We start from the raw sequence: 21282 nt of genomic DNA, 5'->3' as shown, positions 1-21282 counted from the left end.
AAAGTTAATATATTGAATAAAAATGCCAAGGCAAAGTCGCCTTAGCCTTTACCCGTAAAATTAAGGTTTAAAGTAAAAGTATGATGCTTTAATACCGTTTAAAAGGATATTTTAATGCCCAAATTACGTTCAGCAACTAGTACAGAAGGCCGAAACATGGCAGGCGCGCGTGCATTGTGGCGCGCCACTGGCGTCAAAGATAATGATTTTGGAAAACCTATTATTGCCATTGCGAATTCATTTACCCAATTTGTTCCTGGGCATGTACATCTTAAAAACATGGGTGATTTAGTGGCGGGTGCGATTGCTGAGGCGGGCGGTATCTCTAAAGAATTTAATACCATTGCGGTTGATGACGGCATTGCGATGGGCCATTCAGGTATGCTTTATAGTTTACCTTCACGTGACCTGATTGCTGATAGTGTTGAATATATGGTAAATGCACATTGTGCGGATGCTTTAGTGTGTATTTCAAATTGTGACAAGATCACGCCGGGGATGTTGATGGCGGCATTACGCCTTAATATTCCGGTTGTTTTTGTCTCAGGTGGCCCGATGGAAGCGGGTAAAACCAAGCTTTCAGATAAAATTATTAAGTTAGATTTGGTCGATGCCATGGTGGCGGGCGCAGACGACAGGATCTCCGACGCTGACAGTGCACAAATTGAGCGCAGTGCTTGCCCAACGTGTGGCTCTTGCTCTGGTATGTTTACCGCTAACTCCATGAACTGTCTAACGGAAGTCTTAGGGTTATCACTACCCGGTAATGGCACTATGCTTGCAACGCACGCAGACAGACGCGCTCTTTTCTTAGAAGCGGGAAAGTGCATTGTGGCATTAACGAAACGTTATTATGACGATGACGATGAGTCTGTTTTACCGCGTAATATTGCCAATTTTAAAGCCTTTGAAAACGCCATGACACTTGATATTGCGATGGGAGGCTCAAGTAATACGGTGCTGCATTTATTAGCTGCTGCCCAAGAAGCGCATATTGATTTTAACATGGATGATATTGATAGAATTTCACGCTTAGTGCCTCATTTGTGCAAAGTTGCCCCCTCTACACCTAAATATCATATGGAAGATGTGCACCGCGCAGGTGGGGTAATGGGTATTTTAGGCGAATTGGACAGAGCCGGCCTTATTCATAATGACGCTAATCATGTGGCGGGCAGTAGTTTAAAAGCGGTATTAGAGAAATGGGATATTGTGCAAACTAAAGAGGCGAGTGTGCGTGATTTTTACCGCGCAGGTCCGGGAGGTATTCCAACTCAGCAAGCTTTTAGTCAGGATAGTCGCTGGGATAGTGTGGATGATGACAGGCAGAATGGCTGTATTCGTAAACGTGAATTTGCGTTTAGCCAAGAAGGCGGACTTGCCGTGCTGGCGGGTAATATTGCGCCAAAGGGCTGTATTGTTAAAACGGCGGGGGTCGATGAAGAAGAGCATCAATTTACCGGTACGGCGCGCGTGTTTGAGAGCCAAGATGATGCAGTGAGCGCCATCTTAGCGGGAAAAGTGATTGCGGGTGATGTGGTTGTCATTCGTTATGAAGGCCCCAAAGGTGGCCCCGGCATGCAAGAAATGTTGTATCCCACCAGTTATTTAAAATCACGTGGGTTAGGTAAATCATGTGCCTTAATAACCGACGGACGATTTTCGGGTGGAACCTCGGGCTTATCGATTGGGCATATTTCTCCAGAGGCTGCAGCGGGCGGTAATATTGCCTTGATTGAGACGGGTGATGTTATCAAAATTGATATTCCTGCACGCAGTATTCACCTTGATATTAGTGATGAAGAGCTCAAGTTACGCCATAAAAATATGCTAGCGCGCGGTAAACTTGCTTGGAAACCCGTTTCGAGAAAACGTATTGTGCCACTCGCGCTTAAAGCTTACGCTTTGCTGGTGACCAGTGCAGATAAAGGGGCGGTTCGTGACGCTTCAATGTTGGAGGATTAATATGTTAGACGTACCCTTTAGAGAAACACCAAAAACAGCACAACATTATGATCTTGCGAATTATTATCTTCAGAAAATTTTATTGTCACGTGTTTATGATGTGGTGAATGTGACGCCGTTGTCGTGTTTAAATAAGTTGTCAGCCCGCTTAGGGTGTCAGGTTTATTTAAAGCGTGAAGATTTACAACCCGTGCACTCTTTTAAAATTCGTGGTGCTTATAATAAAATCGCAGAACTAACAGCTGAAGAAGCTTTGCGCGGCGTTGTTTGCGCATCGGCGGGAAACCATGCGCAAGGCGTGGCGATGTCTGCCAGTGCGCTAGGCATGACCGCGGTTATTGTGATGCCAGTAACAACACCTGCTATCAAAGTAGAGGCGGTGCAACGTTTGGGTGCTGAGGTTATTTTACATGGAGATGTCTTTGAGACCGCTAATGCGTATGCGCAGCAAATTGCAAAGCAGCAAGGGCGCGTTTATGTTGCCCCTTTTGATGATGAGTCCGTGATCGCAGGTCAAGGTACGATGGCGCAAGAGATGCTACAGCAGCAACGTGATCTTGAGATTATTTTTGTGCCCGTTGGTGGGGGGGGATTAATTGCGGGGATCGCTGCTTTTTATAAAGCGGTGATGCCGAGTGTTAAAATTATTGGCGTAGAATCACAAGACTCTGCCTGTTTAAAAGAGGCATTAAAGGCGGATAAACGCGTGATATTAGAAAAAGTTGGTTTGTTTGCCGATGGCGTTGCGGTAAAACAAATTGGTGAAGAGCCTTTTCGTCTGGCTCGACAATATGTAGATGCGGTGATCACGGTGAATTCAGATGAAATCTGTGCCGCACTGAAAGATATTTTTGAAGATACTCGTGCGATAGCAGAGCCCTCTGGCGCACTTGCTCTCGCCGGCCTTAAAAAATATATGGGCAGCGTCGGAAAGGGCGAAAAGGTAGCCGCTATTTTAAGTGGGGCCAATGTGAATTTTCATACCCTACGCTATGTGTCTGAGCGCTGCGAGTTGGGAGAGCAAAAGGAGGCTATCCTTGCGGTTAAAATTGCAGAGAAACCCGGTGCTTTTTTACATTTTTGTGAATTATTAGAAAAGCGTGTGATCACGGAGTTTAATTATCGTTTTAGCAGTCGTCATTCGGCGATGGTGTTCGCGGGGATCCGCTTAACAGAGGGTGGTAGTGAGCTCTCTGATATCATCAGTACACTTGAAGACAATGCTTTTGTTGTACAAGATCTGTCTGCAGATGAAATGGCCAAATTACATGTTCGTTATATGGTGGGAGGGCATCCCTCGGAAAAAATCACAGAGCGTTTATTTAGCTTTGAGTTTCCTGAGCACCCCGGCGCGTTATTACATTTTTTGAAAACATTAAAGAGTAAGTGGAATATTAGTTTATTTCATTATCGTAATCACGGCGCTGCCTTTGGCCATGTTTTAGCGGGATTTGAAGTCCCGGAAGAAGATAACGTGGCTTTTCAGCAGTTTTTAGTTGAGCTTGGTTTTATGTATAAAGATGAAAGCAACAGTCCCGCTTATCAGTTCTTTTTAGCGGGTTAAGCCTCTACCGGGTATAACACCCATTTTAAGCCCTGCATGTCGTTTTGCGGGGTTTTTTATATTCTTTTTTACATATTAAATTTAGATCAATATTGTCATTAACAGACGAAAAGACTCACACAGATTTCTTCTGCTCAGACCTGTCGAATATATTTACAATAATCCCTAAAATTCTATATTGAAAAACATAAAACTTAATAAAAACAAGGTCTAAAAGAAAATGGCTTAGATAATGCAATGGGATAGTTACACACAAATACTTAAAAGGATAAATCATTATGAATAAATTTATATCAATCGTATTTATCTCATGCATCTGTCTAAGTGCTCAAGCCAGTATCATCAGTGTGAGCCAAGGAAGTTTTGTAGGGGCACATAGCGAAAGTTTTGAATCTTTTACTAACCAGACGCATTATACGAGTGAAAGCATATTAGGTGGTAATGCAACAATGAGCAGTGGTAATAACACGCATAGCGGTAATTACCTTATTAGCGATTCTGCTAATTGGAATATTTATGGTACGACTACCTCTTGGGTAGGTGCTATACCTCAAGATGGCAATCAATTTGCCGTACTTTTCGGCCTGGGGTTTATTAATATAGATTTTGGGTTTAATGCCAATTCTTTTGGTGGTTATTTTGCCGATTCGTACCTGTTTTTTGATACGCGATTTGATTTTTTTGATAGCAGTAATAATTTATTGCAATCATTTTCCATGGACTTACAGTCTGCAGCGGGTGAATTAAATTGGGTTGGATTTATGTCTGACAGTTATTTTAGCAGTGTTAAAATAACGGGTGTAGAGGTAGTGATGGACGCGCTTAAAGCGGGCAGTGTTACTACCGTGCCAGCGCCTATGACATGGTTATTTCTTGTCCTTGCTCTAGCGGGACTTGGATTCTCAAAAGTAAAAAAACAATTTTAATAAAATACTTATTAAAATGCAAAAAAGTCTGCTCTTATATAAGAGCAGGCTTTTTTTTGGAATGATGTCATAAGCAAGAGCGAGTGGGCGGATAAATATATGCAATGAAATGTCTGTGCGATGAGTGGCATTGCATGAACTCGTTGTATGTCCTCAGCTTGAGCGACTGGTCTGTAATAAGGTTGGTTGTAAGGGGAAATTTATGAGATATTGTCACAAAATTGGATAAATAGGAAAACCTAAATGGAACTTAAAAAACAACAACAAGCGCGTCTACTTGAGATTGATAAAAAAAGAAAATCAATCCGCTTTTTAGATATCCCTGCGATGCTCGTTATTGGCGTCGGCATCTTTGCAAAAATGGATAAAGCGCCACAATTATTACACCCGTTATTGGCAGATCCTGTGTGGATAAATAGCGCATTGGCGATTGCTTTAACATGTACGGCTATTTGTACTTTTATTTCTATCAAATTAGCACTTGAGAGTAACAAGTTAAAAAAGGCATTAAATATCTAACTCATACCCAAGAAACTAAAAAAGCGCTCTGTCTTACTTGTTGAAATTATCCCTACAGGCGTTGTGTGTTTTGACGGGAGAGCCGATCACGTGTCGCGAGTATGATGAGAGGCTATCTAGCACTCATCATTAATCATTAAGACCTAATGGCAAAGGCTCCCATATGCAAAAAATTAATATTCAGTATTATCAAACAAAAGAGATAAGCTTTATTTTAGGATCATTTTCAAATAAGCTTTGTTTAGTTGATTTTAAAGATAGAGAGCGTAGACAGGGCGTAGATTCTCGCTTGCAAAAAGGACTTAATGCGCAATTTGTTGAACAAGATAATATCCTGTTAAGAGAGACGCGATCCCAACTGGATGAGTACTTATGCGGGATGCGCCAGCAATTTGATCTGCCTTTTGTGATGGTGGGAACTGATTTTCAAAAGAGCGTCTGGCATGCACTGGCGAAGGTTAAATATGGGCAGACATCCTCCTATTTACAATTAGCAAAAGATATCGGTAACGAAAAAGCGGTGCGCGCGGTTGCTAATGCCAATGGGGCAAATGCAATGGCATTGATTATTCCCTGTCACCGGATTATTGGGAGTAATGGTACGCTGACAGGTTATGCTGGTGGCCTACCTTTAAAGGCGCGCTTACTAAAGTTAGAGCAAGGGGGTGCGGTTAGATAGCTCTTATACCAAAGAAACTAAAGAAGTGATCCGTTTGCTTGTTGAAATTATCTCTATCTGCGTTTTGAAGTGAGAACTTTCGTTATTTAAGTTTTTTTATGCCTCCTTTACTTCTACTTATATCTATTTTCCCTTTGTGATCGCCACGTATTAAAGTCGGTTTCAATTAATCAGCTATCTATGCAGGTTTGATCAGGTTATTCTAAAAAATCAGGTAAATTATTTAATTTTAATTCAAGAGTGAGAGCATATGCATCAAGCGTTTTGGCATGAAAAGTGGAAGAAGGGGCAAATTGGTTTTCATCAAAGTACCGTTAATCCACAATTAATAAAGCATATAGAGGCTTTATCTTTAGAAGAGAATGATCGCGTTTTTGTGCCTCTGTGTGGTAAAACGTTAGATATCGCATGGCTTCTTGAACAAGGCTACCGCGTGGTTGGGGCTGAATTAGTCGAGCAGGCTGTTGTGCAATTATTTGCAAGCTTAAGGGTGACGCCAGTGGTGATAAATTTAGGTGAGATAAAGCACTATCAAGGGCATAATATCGATATATTTGTGGGTGATATATTTACCTTGTCAGCAAAGCAATTAGGCTCTGTCGATGCGATTTATGATCGCGCCGCTTTTGTTGCATTACCCGATCCTATGCGCCGTAAATATACCCAGCACGTCGCGCAGATAAGCCAAGGCGCCAAGCAACTATTAATTACATTTGAATACGACCAAACATTGCTTTGTGGGCCTCCGTTTGCATGCCCAAAAGCGCAAATAAAACAATACTATGAAGCTAATTATGTCTTGTCATTATTGACAAGTAGTGACATTGAAGGGGGCATAAAAGGTATCGATGCTATCGAATGTGTTTGGTTGTTACAAACGCCGTGATAAATCAGCTAAGTTGCAATGACAGCGCCAGACTTGGCACTGTCATTTAATCTTTTTGAGGCGTTACTTTTTGCATTCCCATTGAGTTATCAACGCAATGGATGCAATAATAATAGCCGCTACCAGCCATAAACGTCCCGGCGGTACCCAGCCAAAAACCAACCAGCCACCCACCCAATACATTTAAGAGTAATTTTGCATGATCGAAAGGTTGTACAAAAGAGGCATCTGCAACCCCGACTTTTCTTTTAAAAATAATCCAGAGCCAAGAGTGGCAAATAAAGGCGAGATCATGAGTAATGCCATGCTTTGCTAAATAGGAACGGGGTAAGCGAGTGGCCATAACCATAATTGAATACCAATGACGTATTGCGCAATACTGTTGACGATAGCAAAAGCAAGGCCTGCGCTAAGCATCCAAGAGGCGCCTTGTAGGGGATGCTACTGAGACATAAATCATTTATTTTAAATAAAAAAGATATTAGAACATACGACTTATTGTCTTAATTTAGCAATGGATTGTTGTTAATAGTTGATTTTTATACGTAAAAGCTCGCCTCGTTGTGTATTTTTTTAAAAAGAAAAGTTTTTTAATACTTTTTTGGGAAATACAGATGAAAAAAAGAATTTTTGTATTACCATTATAAACATAATAACAAGTAAAAACCCTGTCGATATTATTTACACTTTAAATAAAAAAACCAATAAAATAACACCATCCCTTTGATTTGGCTGGATTATTTAGAATGGGGTTAAACTTGCTCTAAAAAGTAGAACAGAGCAACATATCGCTTACTTGAGGAGAATAAACATATGAATATTAAAAAACATTACTATTTAATGACCCTTTTATTTGTTTTTTCGATGCAATCAAATGCAGCTCTAATAACGTTAGAGGGGACTGTTCGTGATTTTAAGCAATCACATGTTAATTTTGAGGGTAATACTTCAGGGCTTGAAACCGGGTTACTGAAGTCTTGGCTACGTATGAATGGAAAGCCAATTTATAGCGGTAAGTCTAACTCCACTATTTCTCATTTTGAGCAGTGGTACAATGATATTAAAAGCGTGAATAAGAGAATTTCACATTCAATAACGTTAGATAATAGTATTACCGCCGATCCCAACGTATATTCTTTTTCTGATATGAGTTTTTTCCCGATTGATAACAAAGGATGGGGAAATGAGGGTAATGCACATAATCATCATTTTACTTATGAACTTACTAGTAAATTTACTTATCAAGGTGGAGAGATGTTTAACTTTACTGGCGATGATGATTTATGGGTCTTTATCGATAAGGAACTCGTGATTGATTTAGGAGGTTTACATTCAGCAAGGAGTCAAAGTGTAAATTTAGATACTTTAGGCTTAAGCATCGGTACTGATTATTCTTTTGATCTGTTTTTTGCGGAGCGCCATACCGGTGGCTCAATATTAAGCATGGAAACGTCAATTTTATTTAATGGTAAATCTACATCTTCTCACTCAGTTGATACACCTAATACGCTATTTATTATGTTAATGGGTCTAAGTTTGTTATTTTTTGCTAAACGAAAACGTAAACTTTAATATGATAGCATTAACGAAACAAGTATTACGACATAACCCACACCAGTTATATACGCTAGTGGTTATAAATTTAGGTGAGGTAAAGTACTATCCAGGCCATAACATCGATATATTTGTGAGTTATATATTTACGTTGTCAGCAAAAAAATCAAACCCAGTCGATGCGATTTATGATCGCGTAGCTTTTGTTGCATGACCCGATCCTATGCGCCGTAAATATACCCAGCATGTCGCGCAGATAAGTCAAGGCGCCAAGCAACTATTAATTACGGTTGAATACGACAAAATATTGCTCAATGGGCCTCCTTTTGCATGCCTGCAGTGGAGTTAGGGGGGGGCATAAAAGGTATCGATGCTAAAGAATTTGTTTGGTTGTTACAAACGCCGTGATAAATCAGCTAAGTTGTAATGACAGCGCCATATTTGGCACTGTCATTTAATCTTTTTGAGGCGTTACTTTTTACGTTCCCATTGTGTTATCAACGCAACGGATGCAATAATAATAGCCGCGCCCAGCCATAAACGTCCCGGCGGTACCCAGCCAAAAACCAACCAGCCACCCAATACATTTAAGGGTAATTTTGCATGATCGAAAGGTTGTACAAAAGAGGCATCTGCAACGGAATAAGCTTTTACAATCGCCCATTGCGCTAAGGCGGTCATTACGCCTGCACCCATTAATAATAACCAGACATTAACGCCCGTCGGTATTTGCCAATCGGGTAATGCGAGTAAAATATTAAAGGGCGTTATTAATACCAGTAAGTAGACCACCATAGTAGAAGGGGAGTCAGTTGCTGACATTTTCTTTACCATTAAAGAGTACCAAGCCCAGAAGAAAGCCGCTCCGACGGGCAGTAATGTTGCCCACGTAAAGCTGTCTGCCCAAGGCTCTAAGATTATCATTGCACCGACAAAACCTGCCAACGTCGCGCCCCAACGCGCCATCCCAACCTTTTCTTTTAAAAACAATCCAGAGCCAATAGTGGCAAACAAAGGCGATGTCATGAGTAATGCAATGCCTTGCCAAATAGGAACGGGGTAAGCGAGTGCCCATAACCATAATTGAATACCAATGACAGCAATAAACACACGGAATAAGTGGGCGCCAAAGTAGTTTGTTTTAAGTGAGTTACGGATACCTAAGGTGCGCAGATAAGGCAATATCACCACTAAAGCAATGGCGTATTGCACTAAGGCTACCATGGTCGAGGGAATGCCAAATGTAATACTGAGGTATTGCGCAATACTGTTGACGATAGCAAAAGCAAGGCCAGCGCTTAGCATCCAAGAGGCGCCTTGTAGGGGATGGTGCTGAGACATAAATCATTTATTCTAAATAAAAAAGGTATCAGAGCATACGACTTATTCTCTTCATTTACCAATGGATTGTGGTGCAAAGCTGACTTTTATACGTGATGGGCCGCCTCTCTGTGTATTTTTTTTTCTAAATAAAAAGGTTTTTATACTCTTTTGGAATAGAGAGGTAAGAGAAGGGATTTTTTATTGCTTTTATCGATGCAATAAAAAGTGAGAATTCTGTCGATATTATTTACAACGTCAACAAAAAAACAAGCGGATTATTATATCCATTTGATTCTATTGGGATATTTTTTTTGCATTAAATCTGCACTATAAAAGCGTGAGTAAGCTCTCATTATTTTTTAGGAGAATAGGATGAAAACTAAAAATTATTGTTATTTAATCGTTGCTTTATTAATTTTTTCAGCACAAAGCAACGCATCAATGATCACTCTCGGTGGTACTCTGCGTGACTTTAAGCAATCACATTCTGATTTTGAGCGTGCGATTGACGGTAACGTTACAGGCATGGTAGATGCGACTCTTGGGGGGGATGGAAAACCCGTTTATAGTGGTTTATCAACCGCAAGTGTTTATCAATCAGGCGTAAACTTTAATCAATGGTATAACGATGTGAGCGGGGTTAATCAGAGCCTTTCATATTCGATTAATTTAGATAATACCATTACAGCAGATCCGAATGTATACACTTATACAAATTCAAGTTTCTTTCCCATGGATGGTTTGGGATGGGGTAATGAAGGTAATGCACATAATTATCATTTTACTTATGAGCTGAATAGTAACTTTACCTACCAAGGTGGAGAGATGTTTAGTTTTGTTGGTGATGATGATTTATGGGTCTTTATCAATGGCCAACTGGTGGTTGATTTAGGTGGTGTGCATGGCGCAAGTGGGCAAAGTGTTAATCTAGATTCATTAGGGTTAGTCGCTGGTAGTAATTATACTTTTGATCTGTTTTTTGCAGAGCGTCATAAAACGCAGTCAAACTTCCGTATTGATACTTCAATTTTATTAACGTCTCAGCCGGTTGATGCCCCTAATACGCTATTTATCATGTTAATGGGCCTAAGTTTGTTATTTTTAGTTAAACGAAAATCAAAAAAATAGTAGATATTTGGTGAACAAGCCTCTGTGGTGTTTAAATTACAGAGGCTATTTTTTTGGGAAATAGAGAAGAGAAATGCTTTTTATTGTCGTCAGAACACCTCTAAATCCTGTCGATATTATTTACACCTTTTTGGAAAAATAAAATAAATCATTCCATCTGTTTGATTTTACTGGTTTGTTTTTGTGGCACTAAACCTGCAATAAACAATATAGTACAGATCAGTATATCGTTTACTCAAGGAGAATAAACATATGAATATTAAAAAACATTACTATTTAATGACCCTTTTATTTATTTTTCCGGTGCAATTAAATGCGGCTCTAATAACGTTAGGAGGGACGGTTCGTGATTTTAAGCAATCACATTCTGATTTTGAGAGTACGGTTGATGGGCATGTAACAGGGCTAGTGAGTTCTCAGCTAGGCGCGAATGGAAAGCCGGTTTATAGCGGTTTGTCTACTCCCAGTATTTATCAATCGGGTGTGAATTTTAATCAGTGGTACAACGATGAGAATGGCGTGAATAAGAGTATCTCACATTCAATAACGTTAGATAATAGTATTACCGCGGATCCCAACGTATATTCTTTTTCTGATACGAGTTTTTTCCCGATTGATAACCAGGGGTGGGGAAATGAGGGAAATTCACATAATTATCATTTTACTTATGAGATTAATAGTAACTTTACCTATCAAGGTGGAGAGATGTTTAGCTTTGTTGGTGATGATGATTTATGGGTCTTTATCAATGGCCAACTGGTGGTTGATTTAGGAGGCATACACGGACCACGAGGACAAAGTATAAGTTTAGATTCTTTAGGCTTAAACATCGGTAATAATTATACATTTGATCTATTTTTTGCAGAGCGCCATAAACATGGCTCAAAATTTAGCATAGAAACGTCAATCTTATTAACGTCTCAACCGGTTGATGCCCCTAATACACTATTTATCATGTTAATGGGCCTAAGTTTGTTATTTTTGGTTAAACGTAAATCAAAAAAATAGTACATCTTTAGTGAATAACCTCTGTGATTTTTAAATTTCAAAGGTTATTTTATTACTCTTTACAACGTTATATTCATTGGTCACTATAAATTTTATTTACACTTCTTATCAGCTTGCATCATGTCGCCATATACCTTTATCTAAGTGCTTTAAATGTTTATTCAAACAGTTTATTTTTTAACGAAGCGAAGATGACGGACTTGACTTTATATTCACTTGTCTAATACTTTAAAATGATTTTATATAACACTTAAAATAATAAGGATTTTAGTTTACTATCAAATAATTAGACTGCCTTTAAATGGAATATCATTTTTATGATCGTTAAAGATATCACTCTCAAAAATACATATTCACCAACTGCTAAAGCAGGACAAAAACAAGAGCAAGATGTTGCTTTTTTCCTTAGGCGAGCATTCAAAGATAACCCTCATATATTTGTAATTAATGATTTTAAGTTTACATACAATGCCGAAACAGCGCAGATAGATCATTTGCTTGTTTATCCATATGGATTTATTTTAATCGAGTCAAAAAGTATTAAAGGCGAGGTTAAAGTAAATAGTTTTAATGAATGGACTCGAAGTTTTAATAGTAAATGGGTTGGCATGCCATCCCCAATAAAGCAAGTTGAGTTACAGCAACGGTTACTCCGTGAATTACTCTTTGAGAATAGAGGCAACATATTAGATAAGATTTTAGGATTAAAACAAAGCTTTGGTATGCGTTGCTGGGACAATGTTTGTGTCGTTTCAAGTGATGCGATTATAGATAGGGAAACAATGCCAAAGGAGATTTCTAAGCAACTGGTTAAAAGTGAATTTTTAGTTGAGAAGTTAAATAAAATAATGAAGTTATCAAATGTGGTTATGCGCACACTTAATATCTTAGATACTCGCCCTAAATTCAATCTCGACGATTTAAAATCTATCATAGAATTTTTAGTCGAACAGATCCATGAAAAACAGCCACAAATACTGCCAATAATCGATAAAGTCTTGGATGCAAAATTTGATGGAATAGTCGTCAAAAGGTCACTGCTCAAATGTAAAAATTGTGGAGAATCTTCTGATTTCACCGCTAAAAGTGGGCGCTACGGTTATTATATTAAATGTAATAAATGCATCGCCAATACCGCGATGAAGATGCCTTGTGTAATATGCCAAAGTAAAAGTACCAATGTATTAAAGCGTGGAAATGCTTACTTACTTCTTTGTGAAGATTGTGAAAATGCAGAGAGACTGCTCTGATAAAAATCATAGCCTACACAAGGCTAAAAAAGTGAACTTTAACACTTATAATTTAAATTTGTGTAATGCCTATTTAGCTTGCTCTTAAGTGTTGTTTTTAAGATAAAAGAGAAGCATTAAGCCTTAGTGGGCGCGCTTTATGTTTAGGCGTAATGCAAATATTCATGTATGTGCATCCTTGAATATAACCGCTACTAAATCAGTCTCATCTATTATATTGAACTCCCTGAAATATGGATGCTATGTATTTCAGCTTACGTGGGCCGTCTTGGGAGTCCAATTATCTTGTCAGTTATTTACCGGTGAAATGTACTTCCTGAGTTGCAGTGACTTTTGGGCTTATCACAACCGTTCCGGCTAATTTATCATGCCATCCTTGTTTTCTTTTATCCCAAGCAACCCAAAAAATACCGAGCCCTAGTGGGAGACCAGCTAAAAAATATCCAAAATACCTTATGATGTATTGTTTTAATGTTGGTTCGTTACCTGTTTTAGCGTCCACTATGCGGGCTTTTATTAGCATTTTTCCGGGCGTTGCTTGATAATATATCCAAAAGACTATGACTGCGATAATGGGAAGGACCCAACTCACTAACAAATCTGCAAAACCTGCGCTTAAATCATTACTGTCCAAATAACCCCAGCCGTATATTGAGATGAGAATGGGGTAAGTTAATGCAAGTATGATCACCGTATCGATGAGACTTGCCCCTGTTCTTAGCCAGAATCCAGTGTATTTATATGTGTCGGCCATTTTTTCGGGAAGATCACTCTTCATTATAATTCCTTAAATGTCAGTAAGATAGACGTTATACTATTAACCTCTTAGCAGTAAAATACTACATATTCGTTGGTTAACTGTTCACTTATAACATAAATTTGCATGTTAAAAACATGGGGTTAGTGTTTTTTGTATTTAAGTGAAGATGTGTTTAGATTAAGTAATGATCGGTGTTGTAGATGCAGATATATTTTCAATGTTTTGTATCATTGATTATTCAGGAGTATTCACTATTACGAATGAGGAAAAAGAAGCCAAATATAAAATATAAAAAAGTACTTTATAGGGTATATATCAGAAAAAAGGTGTCACATTTCACTGTAGACTCGATCTCAAAGTACAAAAATGTTGGGTTAAATTATTTATATAGTAGCTGGATCTTGAATTTATCTAATTAAAGACATGTTCCTATTGTCAATTAAAGATATTTTTACGATCATTCCTTTATTTTTGTAAATGATGTTAAGTAGTTATAATGTTCACGTGTATACTAATTTATAAGCTTTTTTAGTAAAAGGAATTTATAAAATGCTTGAATTAGATCTGAATACGATGATTATTATGACTATTCTTATTTCTATTTTTTCGGTTGTATCATTATTTTTTCTTTGGTTATTACAGTCTAGGCGCAAAGGGACTGGTTTTTGGGTTATCGGTATGCTCTGCATTGCTATCGGTAATTTATTAATATATGGAATAGGAAATATTTCTGATTGCCTTTCATTATTTGTTGGTGATTTATTTTATATTCTGGGGTTTCTACTTATCTTACGGGGGATCCGTATTTTTGTGGGGCAATCCCCACTACGATCACTTGATTTTAGCTTACCTCCCCTCATGGTCGTGCTCTTTTATTATTTAAGTTGTGGATCACAAAATGTCAATGTCAGAGTAGCTACAATATCTCTCGTACTCATGGTGATATGTTTTATTATTGTCATTACATTTGTACGAGACAAAAAGACGCCTTGGTTATTTGTAGGTTTAGCCGGGTGTGCTGTATTTGGTTCATTTGGAGTGTTTCAGGGGATCCGAGGTGGCATATCGTTATTTTATTATTTTGGTTATGAATTATTACCACACGAAATATTGTTGTCAGTCTATTTTTTAGGGGGAACATTTATTTTAAGTGGAAGTTCTATTGCTCTTATTTTACTTCTATACGTCAGTTTGAAGTCTGAGCTTGAAATCTATTTTTTTGCCGTTAATCAATCCGATTCATCTATCATTATCACCGATAGAGCGGGGTTGATTGAATATGTAAATCCAGCGTGTCAGAAGAAAACAGGATATTTATTAAAAGATCTTATCGGTAAAAACCCTCGTATTTTTAGTTCTGGAGAGATGGATAAAAAAGGGTATGCATCCCTTTGGAAATCACTCTCAACCGGAAATGCTTGGCACGGAGAGTTTCATAATAGAAAAAAGAATGGTGACTTTTTTTGGGAACTTGCATCAATCGCACCCGTTAAACAAAAAAACAATAAAATTAGTCATTATATTGCTATAAAACAAGACATTACCGAATTGAAGCATGCAAAAAAACAGATCCTTTATATGGCTAATCATGATGCTCTTACAGGGCTCGCGATGAGACAATTTTTTCAAGATCGCCTTATAAAAGCATTAGCGGACGCTAAGCTAAATAAGCAAAAAATAGCAGTATTATTTTTGGATCTAGATGGATTTAAAAAAGTTAATGATAGTTTTGGTCACCATACCGGTGACTTTGTTTTAAAAGAAGTTGCGATTCGACTTACTGAAAGCGTAAGGGAGATTGATACAGTCGGGCGTATTGGAGGTGATGAATTTTGTATTTTACTTACTAATATAAAAGATCAAGAAAGTACTATAACGATTTCAGAAAAGTTAATTAAAATTATAGATAAACCTTATAAATATAAAAATGAATCAATAGATATTGGAGTGAGTATCGGCATCGCCTTATACCCTGATCATGCAGATACGCCTGAAAAATTGGTAGAGTTGGCAGATAAAGCCATGTATACAATAAAACGTAAGGGTAGGAATAATTACGCATTAACGACGGATGCACAGAGTTTTGCAGTGACTAAGTCAGCTGAGGAGCTCGATTCATTCGTGCGATAGAGCCTAAAAACAATTTAAGAATAGTTGGCTGGATATTGATGACATGTTAATTTTTACCGGTTCGATACAGAGTGTTGTTCTCACTTCAAAACTCACAACGCAGGGTGGGATAATTTCAACAAACAAGACGGGTAACCTTTTTAGTTTCTTGGGTATTCATCACCGAAACGTGAATTTACGCTGAGTTAAGTGAGTGAGATCTCTCCATTAGAGGCGTCTCAGTAAGTATTGATGAAATAAAATATACCCATTACCATCATAGGATAGATAGCCCTATCTATCCTATATAGCCCCGAAAAACAGGAAAGCACTCAGAGTGACATTAATCTAGATAACGCCGCAAAAGATTAAAGATTAAAGATCTGAGCATCTAATTTTGTAGCAGACTTCGCCTTCAAGTTTAAGGTGTTATTGAACAACCTAGGATCTGTTATTTTTTCTAGCATTGCACTATCGGGTAAGCAGTCGTCATCAACATAATCAACAAAGTCAGCCGTTGACTCAAACACTAAAATATCCAACGCTAACCTATCTTTTCCGTACAAACCACGGTGGATCATATCTGCTGAAAAAACCAATAAGTCACCCGCTGCCAATGCAATCGTCTTACCCGTCGAGATGCTATCGCTACTCAATTTATCGTTTATTTCTTGGCGGACATTAAATTCTTCATCATTATCCCAACGTTTATGAGTACCTGGTATTAGCTCCATGCCGGGTTCATCAAATAAAGGGATCCGCAGGTGCAAGACTTGGGTGTCATGAATGACCTTTTTTTGCATTTCGACACCATGATCATATTGACAGTCTCGATGCCAAAAATTATCTTGCTGTTTATTATAAGGGTTAAAAAACAACTGCGTATTCATAAATGCGGGATCATTAGGGATAACCGAATAGACAATATCCATTATTTTCTTGGAACTGATGAAATCAAACAGCATGACGCGATCATAGAAGCCTAAATATTCACTGCCAGTGATCAAAGAGGAATTGAATGCCTCTTGTCGATAAAAATAAACATTGTCATCTTTCCATAATGTATGGAATTTTAAAATGACGGTTCTCAGTGATGCAATCTCAGCGACACTAAAATAATTTCTAATAACAAAGTAACCTTCAACTTCATAATTACTTCGTAATTGATTGCGACTTTCGATCATTAACGACTATTACCTCAATTTATTTAAAGGGAGATATAAAAATTCACACATGTGATTAATATTCACTATTCTTTATGTAACGCTATTTTGAGCGTAATTTAGCATCGATAAACCTGCTGCACAAGCATAGGTTTTCCAAATTATAGGGGGATAAATACCTGATTTTTCTGGTCAATGGGGCTGTTAGTTCTATTCATTATTTAAATAAATATTTCTAGTACAATTTATTGTAAATATCTGTAACAATGATGCTTCTATTAATGAGAGTTTATATTATGAATCAACGCTTTGCAGACACTATCGTGGTGCTCGATTTTGAAACCACCGGCTTATCGCCAAATCAAGGCGACAGAGCCATTGAAATTGGCGCTGTACGTATCGTCAATGGTGAAGTTACCGATCAGTTTCAGGCTCTAATGAACCCTGGGATCAGAGTAAATAGTTTTATTGAAGATTACACGGGTATTACTAATCACATGCTAAAGGAAGCTGCCAGTTGCAGTGACGTGATGGCGCAGTTTTGTGATTTTATCGGCGATGATAATTTATTGGCGCATAACGCATCTTTTGATAAAAAATTCTTAGATAATGAATTAGATGAGATATCACGTACTTATCAGGGGGAATTTACCTGCTCGTTATTAGTGTCGCGGAGAATTAATATTGATTCTCAAAGCCACAGTCTAGGCAACTTAGTTAAGCAGTTAAATTTGTCGGAAGAGGGGGGCTTTCACCGCGCGTTATTCGATGCACAAATGACCGCCAAGTTATGGCTACACATGCTGGATAATATTAGCCAAACCTATGGCATTAAACGGCCCTTGTTCTCATTAATGCAACAAATCGCTAATACGCCTAAAAATAAAGTGCCTAAAATCCTGCAAAACTACGCAATACAAAATGCCTGATGTAATTAGCTTCTCATCTCATGCTGCGAGTTAGACGCCAATCAAAGAGGCAGTGTGAGTCTTAAACTTTATTTATAAGGCATTTTTACTTGTTATCAAAGGCGTTCTCGTTATAAAAGACAATTTCAAAGGGTTTATTGGGATCTTGCTTACCTTGAAAATAGCGTTCATTACGCTCAACTCCGTTATTACGAGGAACCCCACTATGTTAATGGTTGCAGCCGCATTGGTGGCCGTTGTTGGAATAGGTTATTTAATCGATAAATTTATTGGCTTTGATGTGGTATTAAAAGCCGTTGGCGAGGCGATAGGGTGGGTATGGGATGGTATTAAATCATTGATAAAAATGCTACCAGATGCGCTTATCCCCGATGGGTGGAAACGTCTGCTACCGAGGCGGGTGATGACATTGATAAACTCAATATCAAGCTTGGAAAACTAAAGGATAAAAACGTAAAATCAGGGATAACTACCAATGAAGCGCTTAATAAAAAGAGCACTCTCACATCATCAAATGCGAGTTTACCTAAAAATATAATGCCACTCTCAAAAGTGGCTCCGCTAACGAATCATGCAATAAAAAATAAGGCTGAAGTGTCGTTAACGATCAAGTCTTAAAATCCTATTAGTATAAATAAGGTTAAGAATGATAAAGGAACAAACATAAAATTAGACACCGGCAATATGATGCTGAGTTATTGACGTTATAGAGTGTGCTGTATTTTTTGTTTTATAGGGTTATAATTTGGCTTAAATTAATTAATGTTAGAGATCATGACATATGAAATGCTTTGTTATTATTACGATGTGGTTATTGTTAGTGTTTGGGCTTGGACCACAATTCAATGTAGATAAAATGCTATCTTCTTTTTCTCTTCTCGTTTCGTTATTTTTATTATCAGGTAATAAAAATATCAAACGTTATTTTATACTACCTCTTTTGATTTTACCCTTGGTATATTTCACAACTGGAATGATATATGGCAGATTAAATATTGGGATATTAGTGTCCTTCTTTGAAACGAATGTAAGGGAGTCTTTAGAGTTTCTTAGTGTGATCCCAATGTTGTTTGTATTACTAAATATATTGCTATTAATAGTAATAATTATATATGTAAGTTATGTAGAATTTAAGTTTAATAAAAAAATCATACTTGTCGGAGTTGTATTATTTTTAATATCACCCGTGGGTGATTTCTATAAAAGAATATTCATTAATACAACTTTGGCTTTTAATGAAAATAAAAAATTTACAGAAAGCTTATTAATACAGCCATCTTGGGAGATTATAAGTAACAAAAGTAATTATGATGACTATGTGTTAATTATTGGTGAAAGCATGCGTAAAGATTACATGTCTGCTTATGGTTACGCATTAAATACGACACCTTTTTTAAAAAAAACTAATGGTTTCTTTCTGGATGGTTATCTTTCTGCTGCTCCAAATACAACGACTTCATTACCAAGAACGTTGTCATTAAAATATGGGGATGTAAGTAATACTATTATTACGCTAGCAAATCAATCAGGATTAGAGACAACGTGGATTTCTAATCAAGGTTTTGTAGGGAGTTTTGACACTGCCATATCGATGATAGCACAACGAAGTAAGCATAAGTTTTTTTTAAAGTTAGGTAGCTATGACAGTATGAATGTTAACGATTCTGCTATTTTACCTATATTCACAAAAGAGTTGGGTAAAAAAACAAAAAAACACCGTTTGTTTATTTTACATTTGATGGGCTCTCACCCTGATTTTTGTGAAAGAATCAGAAAGGACATTTATCATTTAGATAATAAGCAATTATCCTGTTATTTGTCTAGTTATAAAGGCACAGATAATTTAATTAAAAATGTAATAAATAGGTTAAAAAAACGAAAACGTAGCTATTCATTAATATATTTTTCTGATCATGGATTAAATGATACGGGTACAAAAGAAAAGTCTCAATTACATGTGGGAAATGCGTATTTATCTAACTACAGCATTCCTTTTATTAGGTTGTCTAGTGATGATACAAAAAAGGTAACTGTAAAAAACAAAGTAAGTGCTTTTCATTTTATATCTATTTTTTCGAATTGGATCGGTGTTAAAACAAAGCAAGCACCTGATTTCGATATGACTAAAAAAGAAAAGGACGTATATATATTTAACTTCGGGAATTTGATTGAAGTAAAATCCTTACTACCAGATCCTAGTATTACTATCCCAGACCCTGTAAGTATTTAAGTGTTAATTGAAATACCTTTAATATCAGTACTAAATTAATTTACTCGGATAATATTATCCGTATATACGGATTTATTTAAACCTGAAAAAGCTATAAACACCATGGTTTTTATAACTTTAATTGTAACATCAGTACGCGGATTAGGAATATTCATTGGTGCAATTACAGTTTTTTTTGTTGGGGGGGGTAAGTAACTAAATAATTAAAGTTGAAATGGGATTGGACACAATGTGGTCACTAGAACGAAAAAGCCCCTGTGATCTAGTGATCACAGGGGCTGGTAGGTGGTGGAGATGGGGGGAGTCGAACCCCCGTCCGAAAAACCTACATCCTCGGTACTACATGCTTAGTCAGTCTTTTAGTTAACTCGTTGATCTCCGACAGACAGGATACCAAAAAGCGAGTCCGATACTATTTCGCGGTTCACCCTCGAACAAGGTTCCCTCGCTATCCAATGTAAATGACCTTCCGAATCCCTGCCCATAGGAGAAACTTGGGTGGAAGGCTAGCTAGCCTAAGCTGCTAGAGAGTAGTTAGAGTCGTTTGCAACTATAACGTTGACGGCTTTTTACGAGGCCAGCCGTCACCTCGGCATGCACCTTGGGTTTCAAGAATCTCGTCGAGTCCTAAATCATCCCCACAGTGGTAAACAAATGCTCTGCTTACTCGATGAGTATAGCAAAGCCAATCGAAGCTAGATAGCTTTATCTTAACCCCGATTGTTTGACTGCTTATTTAACGAACGCTGTGTTTCATCATGCGTTCTTTTTGTACTTGCCATTCACGATCTTTATCTGCATTGCGTTTGTCATGAGCCTGTTTACCTTTTGCCAAGGCAAAGGATATTTTCACCCATGCATTTTTCCAATACAAAGAAATAGGGATAATAGAGTAACCTTGGCGATCAACTTTACCGAGTAGGTTATCTAATTCGCGTCGTTTTAATAAAAGTTTACGATAGCGCATAGGCTCGCACACAACATGTGAACAAGCAGCATCAAGAGGGGGGAAAGAGGCGCCTAATAACCATGCTTCTCCATTTTTAAGGAAAATATAGCTATCTGCGATATTTGCTTTACCCGCACGCAACGATTTCACTTCCCAGCCTTGTAGTTCAAGACCCGCTTCAAAGCGTTCTTCTAAGTGGTACTCGTGACTCGCACGTTTATTACGTGCTATCGTATTTTCATTGTTTTTAGTTTTTGATTTTTTTTTAGCCATAGTCTCATATTGTAACTGTAAATAATTAAACTAGATATATGTCTAAATTATTTTTTTTCAATAGTGA

Annotated in this window: 20 protein-coding genes and 1 other RNA gene; 15 read left to right on the top strand and 6 right to left on the bottom strand. The window is 37.6% G+C overall.

Annotation, left to right across the window (positions count from 1 at the left end):
* The first annotated feature begins 114 nt into the window (after positions 1-114).
* From ilvD to tmpT, 6 genes are all read left to right on the top strand, one after another.
* A complete protein-coding gene (gene ilvD, locus PCNPT3_RS07865) occupies positions 115-1965 on the top strand; it encodes a dihydroxy-acid dehydratase (protein ID WP_015465346.1) in 1851 nt (616 codons plus the stop codon).
* A 1-nt stretch (position 1966) separates the two neighbouring features.
* The gene (gene ilvA, locus PCNPT3_RS07860) at positions 1967-3529 is read left to right on the top strand and encodes a threonine ammonia-lyase, biosynthetic (RefSeq protein ID WP_015465345.1); all 1563 of its coding nucleotides are present in this window, start codon (positions 1967-1969) and stop codon (positions 3527-3529) included.
* A gap of 278 nt (positions 3530-3807) precedes the next feature.
* On the top strand, positions 3808-4455 hold the full coding sequence (locus PCNPT3_RS07855; RefSeq protein ID WP_015465344.1) for a hypothetical protein: 648 nt from the start codon (positions 3808-3810) through the stop codon (positions 4453-4455).
* A 243-nt stretch (positions 4456-4698) separates the two neighbouring features.
* Positions 4699-4974, top strand: coding sequence for a hypothetical protein (locus PCNPT3_RS07850; RefSeq protein WP_015465343.1), 276 nt, complete (start codon positions 4699-4701; stop codon positions 4972-4974).
* 163 nt (positions 4975-5137) lie between these two features.
* On the top strand, positions 5138-5653 hold the full coding sequence (locus tag PCNPT3_RS07845) for a methylated-DNA--[protein]-cysteine S-methyltransferase (protein WP_015465342.1): 516 nt from the start codon (positions 5138-5140) through the stop codon (positions 5651-5653).
* A gap of 250 nt (positions 5654-5903) precedes the next feature.
* Positions 5904-6539 (top strand): thiopurine S-methyltransferase, encoded by a 636-nt coding sequence (gene tmpT / locus PCNPT3_RS07840; protein WP_015465341.1) that lies wholly within the window; start codon positions 5904-5906, stop codon positions 6537-6539.
* A gap of 46 nt (positions 6540-6585) precedes the next feature.
* Here tmpT and PCNPT3_RS07835 read toward each other — a convergent pair whose 3' ends face one another.
* The gene (locus tag PCNPT3_RS07835; protein WP_015465340.1) at positions 6586-6888 is read right to left on the bottom strand and encodes a hypothetical protein; all 303 of its coding nucleotides are present in this window, start codon (positions 6886-6888) and stop codon (positions 6586-6588) included.
* Between the two features lie 464 nt (positions 6889-7352).
* Here PCNPT3_RS07835 and PCNPT3_RS07830 point away from each other — a divergent pair, with 464 nt between their 5' ends.
* Both PCNPT3_RS07830 and PCNPT3_RS14420 read left to right on the top strand, forming a co-directional pair.
* Positions 7353-8111, top strand: a complete 759-nt coding sequence (locus PCNPT3_RS07830) for a fibro-slime domain-containing protein (protein WP_015465339.1) — start codon at positions 7353-7355, stop codon at positions 8109-8111.
* A 205-nt stretch (positions 8112-8316) separates the two neighbouring features.
* The gene (locus PCNPT3_RS14420; protein WP_156801514.1) at positions 8317-8442 is read left to right on the top strand and encodes a hypothetical protein; all 126 of its coding nucleotides are present in this window, start codon (positions 8317-8319) and stop codon (positions 8440-8442) included.
* A gap of 122 nt (positions 8443-8564) precedes the next feature.
* Here PCNPT3_RS14420 and PCNPT3_RS07820 read toward each other — a convergent pair whose 3' ends face one another.
* The gene (locus PCNPT3_RS07820; protein ID WP_041771278.1) at positions 8565-9434 is read right to left on the bottom strand and encodes a DMT family transporter; all 870 of its coding nucleotides are present in this window, start codon (positions 9432-9434) and stop codon (positions 8565-8567) included.
* Positions 9435-9788: 354 nt separating this feature from the next.
* Between PCNPT3_RS07820 and PCNPT3_RS07815 the strand changes: the two genes are divergently transcribed.
* The 3 genes from PCNPT3_RS07815 to PCNPT3_RS07805 all read left to right on the top strand — a co-directional run bounded on the left by PCNPT3_RS07815 (position 9789) and on the right by PCNPT3_RS07805 (position 12802).
* Entirely contained in the window at positions 9789-10544 is a 756-nt protein-coding gene (locus PCNPT3_RS07815) for a fibro-slime domain-containing protein (protein WP_015465336.1), read from the top strand.
* Between the two features lie 252 nt (positions 10545-10796).
* Positions 10797-11552 carry a fibro-slime domain-containing protein gene (locus tag PCNPT3_RS07810; protein ID WP_015465335.1) on the top strand — a complete coding sequence of 252 codons (756 nt, stop codon included), beginning with the start codon at positions 10797-10799 and terminating at the stop codon, positions 11550-11552.
* A 317-nt stretch (positions 11553-11869) separates the two neighbouring features.
* The gene (locus tag PCNPT3_RS07805; protein WP_015465334.1) at positions 11870-12802 is read left to right on the top strand and encodes a nuclease-related domain-containing protein; all 933 of its coding nucleotides are present in this window, start codon (positions 11870-11872) and stop codon (positions 12800-12802) included.
* 292 nt (positions 12803-13094) lie between these two features.
* On the opposite strand, the gene PCNPT3_RS07800 is transcribed toward PCNPT3_RS07805, so the two are convergent.
* A complete protein-coding gene (locus PCNPT3_RS07800) occupies positions 13095-13580 on the bottom strand; it encodes an RDD family protein (RefSeq protein WP_015465333.1) in 486 nt (161 codons plus the stop codon).
* A 531-nt stretch (positions 13581-14111) separates the two neighbouring features.
* On the opposite strand from PCNPT3_RS07800, the gene PCNPT3_RS07795 reads away from it, so the two are divergent.
* Entirely contained in the window at positions 14112-15692 is a 1581-nt protein-coding gene (locus tag PCNPT3_RS07795) for a sensor domain-containing protein (protein WP_015465332.1), read from the top strand.
* A gap of 347 nt (positions 15693-16039) precedes the next feature.
* Here PCNPT3_RS07795 and PCNPT3_RS07790 read toward each other — a convergent pair whose 3' ends face one another.
* Positions 16040-16855 (bottom strand): phytanoyl-CoA dioxygenase family protein, encoded by an 816-nt coding sequence (locus PCNPT3_RS07790; protein WP_015465331.1) that lies wholly within the window; start codon positions 16853-16855, stop codon positions 16040-16042.
* A 275-nt stretch (positions 16856-17130) separates the two neighbouring features.
* On the opposite strand from PCNPT3_RS07790, the gene PCNPT3_RS07785 reads away from it, so the two are divergent.
* The 3 genes from PCNPT3_RS07785 to PCNPT3_RS07775 all read left to right on the top strand — a co-directional run bounded on the left by PCNPT3_RS07785 (position 17131) and on the right by PCNPT3_RS07775 (position 19993).
* Positions 17131-17763, top strand: coding sequence for a 3'-5' exonuclease (locus PCNPT3_RS07785; protein WP_015465330.1), 633 nt, complete (start codon positions 17131-17133; stop codon positions 17761-17763).
* A 205-nt stretch (positions 17764-17968) separates the two neighbouring features.
* Positions 17969-18205, top strand: a complete 237-nt coding sequence (locus PCNPT3_RS07780; protein ID WP_015465329.1) for a hypothetical protein — start codon at positions 17969-17971, stop codon at positions 18203-18205.
* A 339-nt stretch (positions 18206-18544) separates the two neighbouring features.
* Positions 18545-19993 carry a phosphoethanolamine transferase gene (locus PCNPT3_RS07775; RefSeq protein ID WP_015465328.1) on the top strand — a complete coding sequence of 483 codons (1449 nt, stop codon included), beginning with the start codon at positions 18545-18547 and terminating at the stop codon, positions 19991-19993.
* 286 nt (positions 19994-20279) lie between these two features.
* Here the strand turns inward: PCNPT3_RS07775 and ssrA are convergent.
* Positions 20280-20633, bottom strand: a transfer-messenger RNA (tmRNA) gene (gene ssrA, locus PCNPT3_RS13890).
* 96 nt (positions 20634-20729) lie between these two features.
* Complete coding sequence (gene smpB, locus PCNPT3_RS07770; RefSeq protein ID WP_015465327.1) at positions 20730-21215, bottom strand: SsrA-binding protein SmpB; 486 nt, start codon at positions 21213-21215, stop codon at positions 20730-20732.
* Between the last annotated feature and the right edge of the window lie 67 nt (positions 21216-21282).

This window comes from Psychromonas sp. CNPT3 (genome assembly GCF_000153405.2).
Taxonomy (GTDB): Bacteria; Pseudomonadota; Gammaproteobacteria; order Enterobacterales; family Psychromonadaceae; genus Psychromonas.
Note: the sequence above shows the minus strand (reverse complement) of the source record. Positions and strands in the feature narration are given on the sequence as shown.

Coding starts and splice junctions, on each gene's coding strand:
- PCNPT3_RS07800 (WP_015465333.1), bottom strand. CDS start 13,580: ATGAAGAGTGATCTTCCCGAAAAAATGGCCGACACATATAAATACACT.
- PCNPT3_RS07845 (WP_015465342.1), top strand. CDS start 5,138: ATGCAAAAAATTAATATTCAGTATTATCAAACAAAAGAGATAAGCTTT.
- PCNPT3_RS14420 (WP_156801514.1), top strand. CDS start 8,317: ATGCGCCGTAAATATACCCAGCATGTCGCGCAGATAAGTCAAGGCGCC.
- PCNPT3_RS07830 (WP_015465339.1), top strand. CDS start 7,353: ATGAATATTAAAAAACATTACTATTTAATGACCCTTTTATTTGTTTTT.
- PCNPT3_RS07835 (WP_015465340.1), bottom strand. CDS start 6,888: ATGGTTATGGCCACTCGCTTACCCCGTTCCTATTTAGCAAAGCATGGC.
- PCNPT3_RS07785 (WP_015465330.1), top strand. CDS start 17,131: ATGAATCAACGCTTTGCAGACACTATCGTGGTGCTCGATTTTGAAACC.
- PCNPT3_RS07780 (WP_015465329.1), top strand. CDS start 17,969: ATGTTAATGGTTGCAGCCGCATTGGTGGCCGTTGTTGGAATAGGTTAT.
- PCNPT3_RS07805 (WP_015465334.1), top strand. CDS start 11,870: ATGATCGTTAAAGATATCACTCTCAAAAATACATATTCACCAACTGCT.
- PCNPT3_RS07855 (WP_015465344.1), top strand. CDS start 3,808: ATGAATAAATTTATATCAATCGTATTTATCTCATGCATCTGTCTAAGT.
- ilvD (WP_015465346.1), top strand. CDS start 115: ATGCCCAAATTACGTTCAGCAACTAGTACAGAAGGCCGAAACATGGCA.
- PCNPT3_RS07790 (WP_015465331.1), bottom strand. CDS start 16,855: ATGATCGAAAGTCGCAATCAATTACGAAGTAATTATGAAGTTGAAGGT.
- PCNPT3_RS07815 (WP_015465336.1), top strand. CDS start 9,789: ATGAAAACTAAAAATTATTGTTATTTAATCGTTGCTTTATTAATTTTT.
- ilvA (WP_015465345.1), top strand. CDS start 1,967: ATGTTAGACGTACCCTTTAGAGAAACACCAAAAACAGCACAACATTAT.
- PCNPT3_RS07775 (WP_015465328.1), top strand. CDS start 18,545: ATGAAATGCTTTGTTATTATTACGATGTGGTTATTGTTAGTGTTTGGG.
- PCNPT3_RS07810 (WP_015465335.1), top strand. CDS start 10,797: ATGAATATTAAAAAACATTACTATTTAATGACCCTTTTATTTATTTTT.
- smpB (WP_015465327.1), bottom strand. CDS start 21,215: ATGGCTAAAAAAAAATCAAAAACTAAAAACAATGAAAATACGATAGCA.
- PCNPT3_RS07820 (WP_041771278.1), bottom strand. CDS start 9,434: ATGTCTCAGCACCATCCCCTACAAGGCGCCTCTTGGATGCTAAGCGCT.
- PCNPT3_RS07850 (WP_015465343.1), top strand. CDS start 4,699: ATGGAACTTAAAAAACAACAACAAGCGCGTCTACTTGAGATTGATAAA.
- tmpT (WP_015465341.1), top strand. CDS start 5,904: ATGCATCAAGCGTTTTGGCATGAAAAGTGGAAGAAGGGGCAAATTGGT.
- PCNPT3_RS07795 (WP_015465332.1), top strand. CDS start 14,112: ATGCTTGAATTAGATCTGAATACGATGATTATTATGACTATTCTTATT.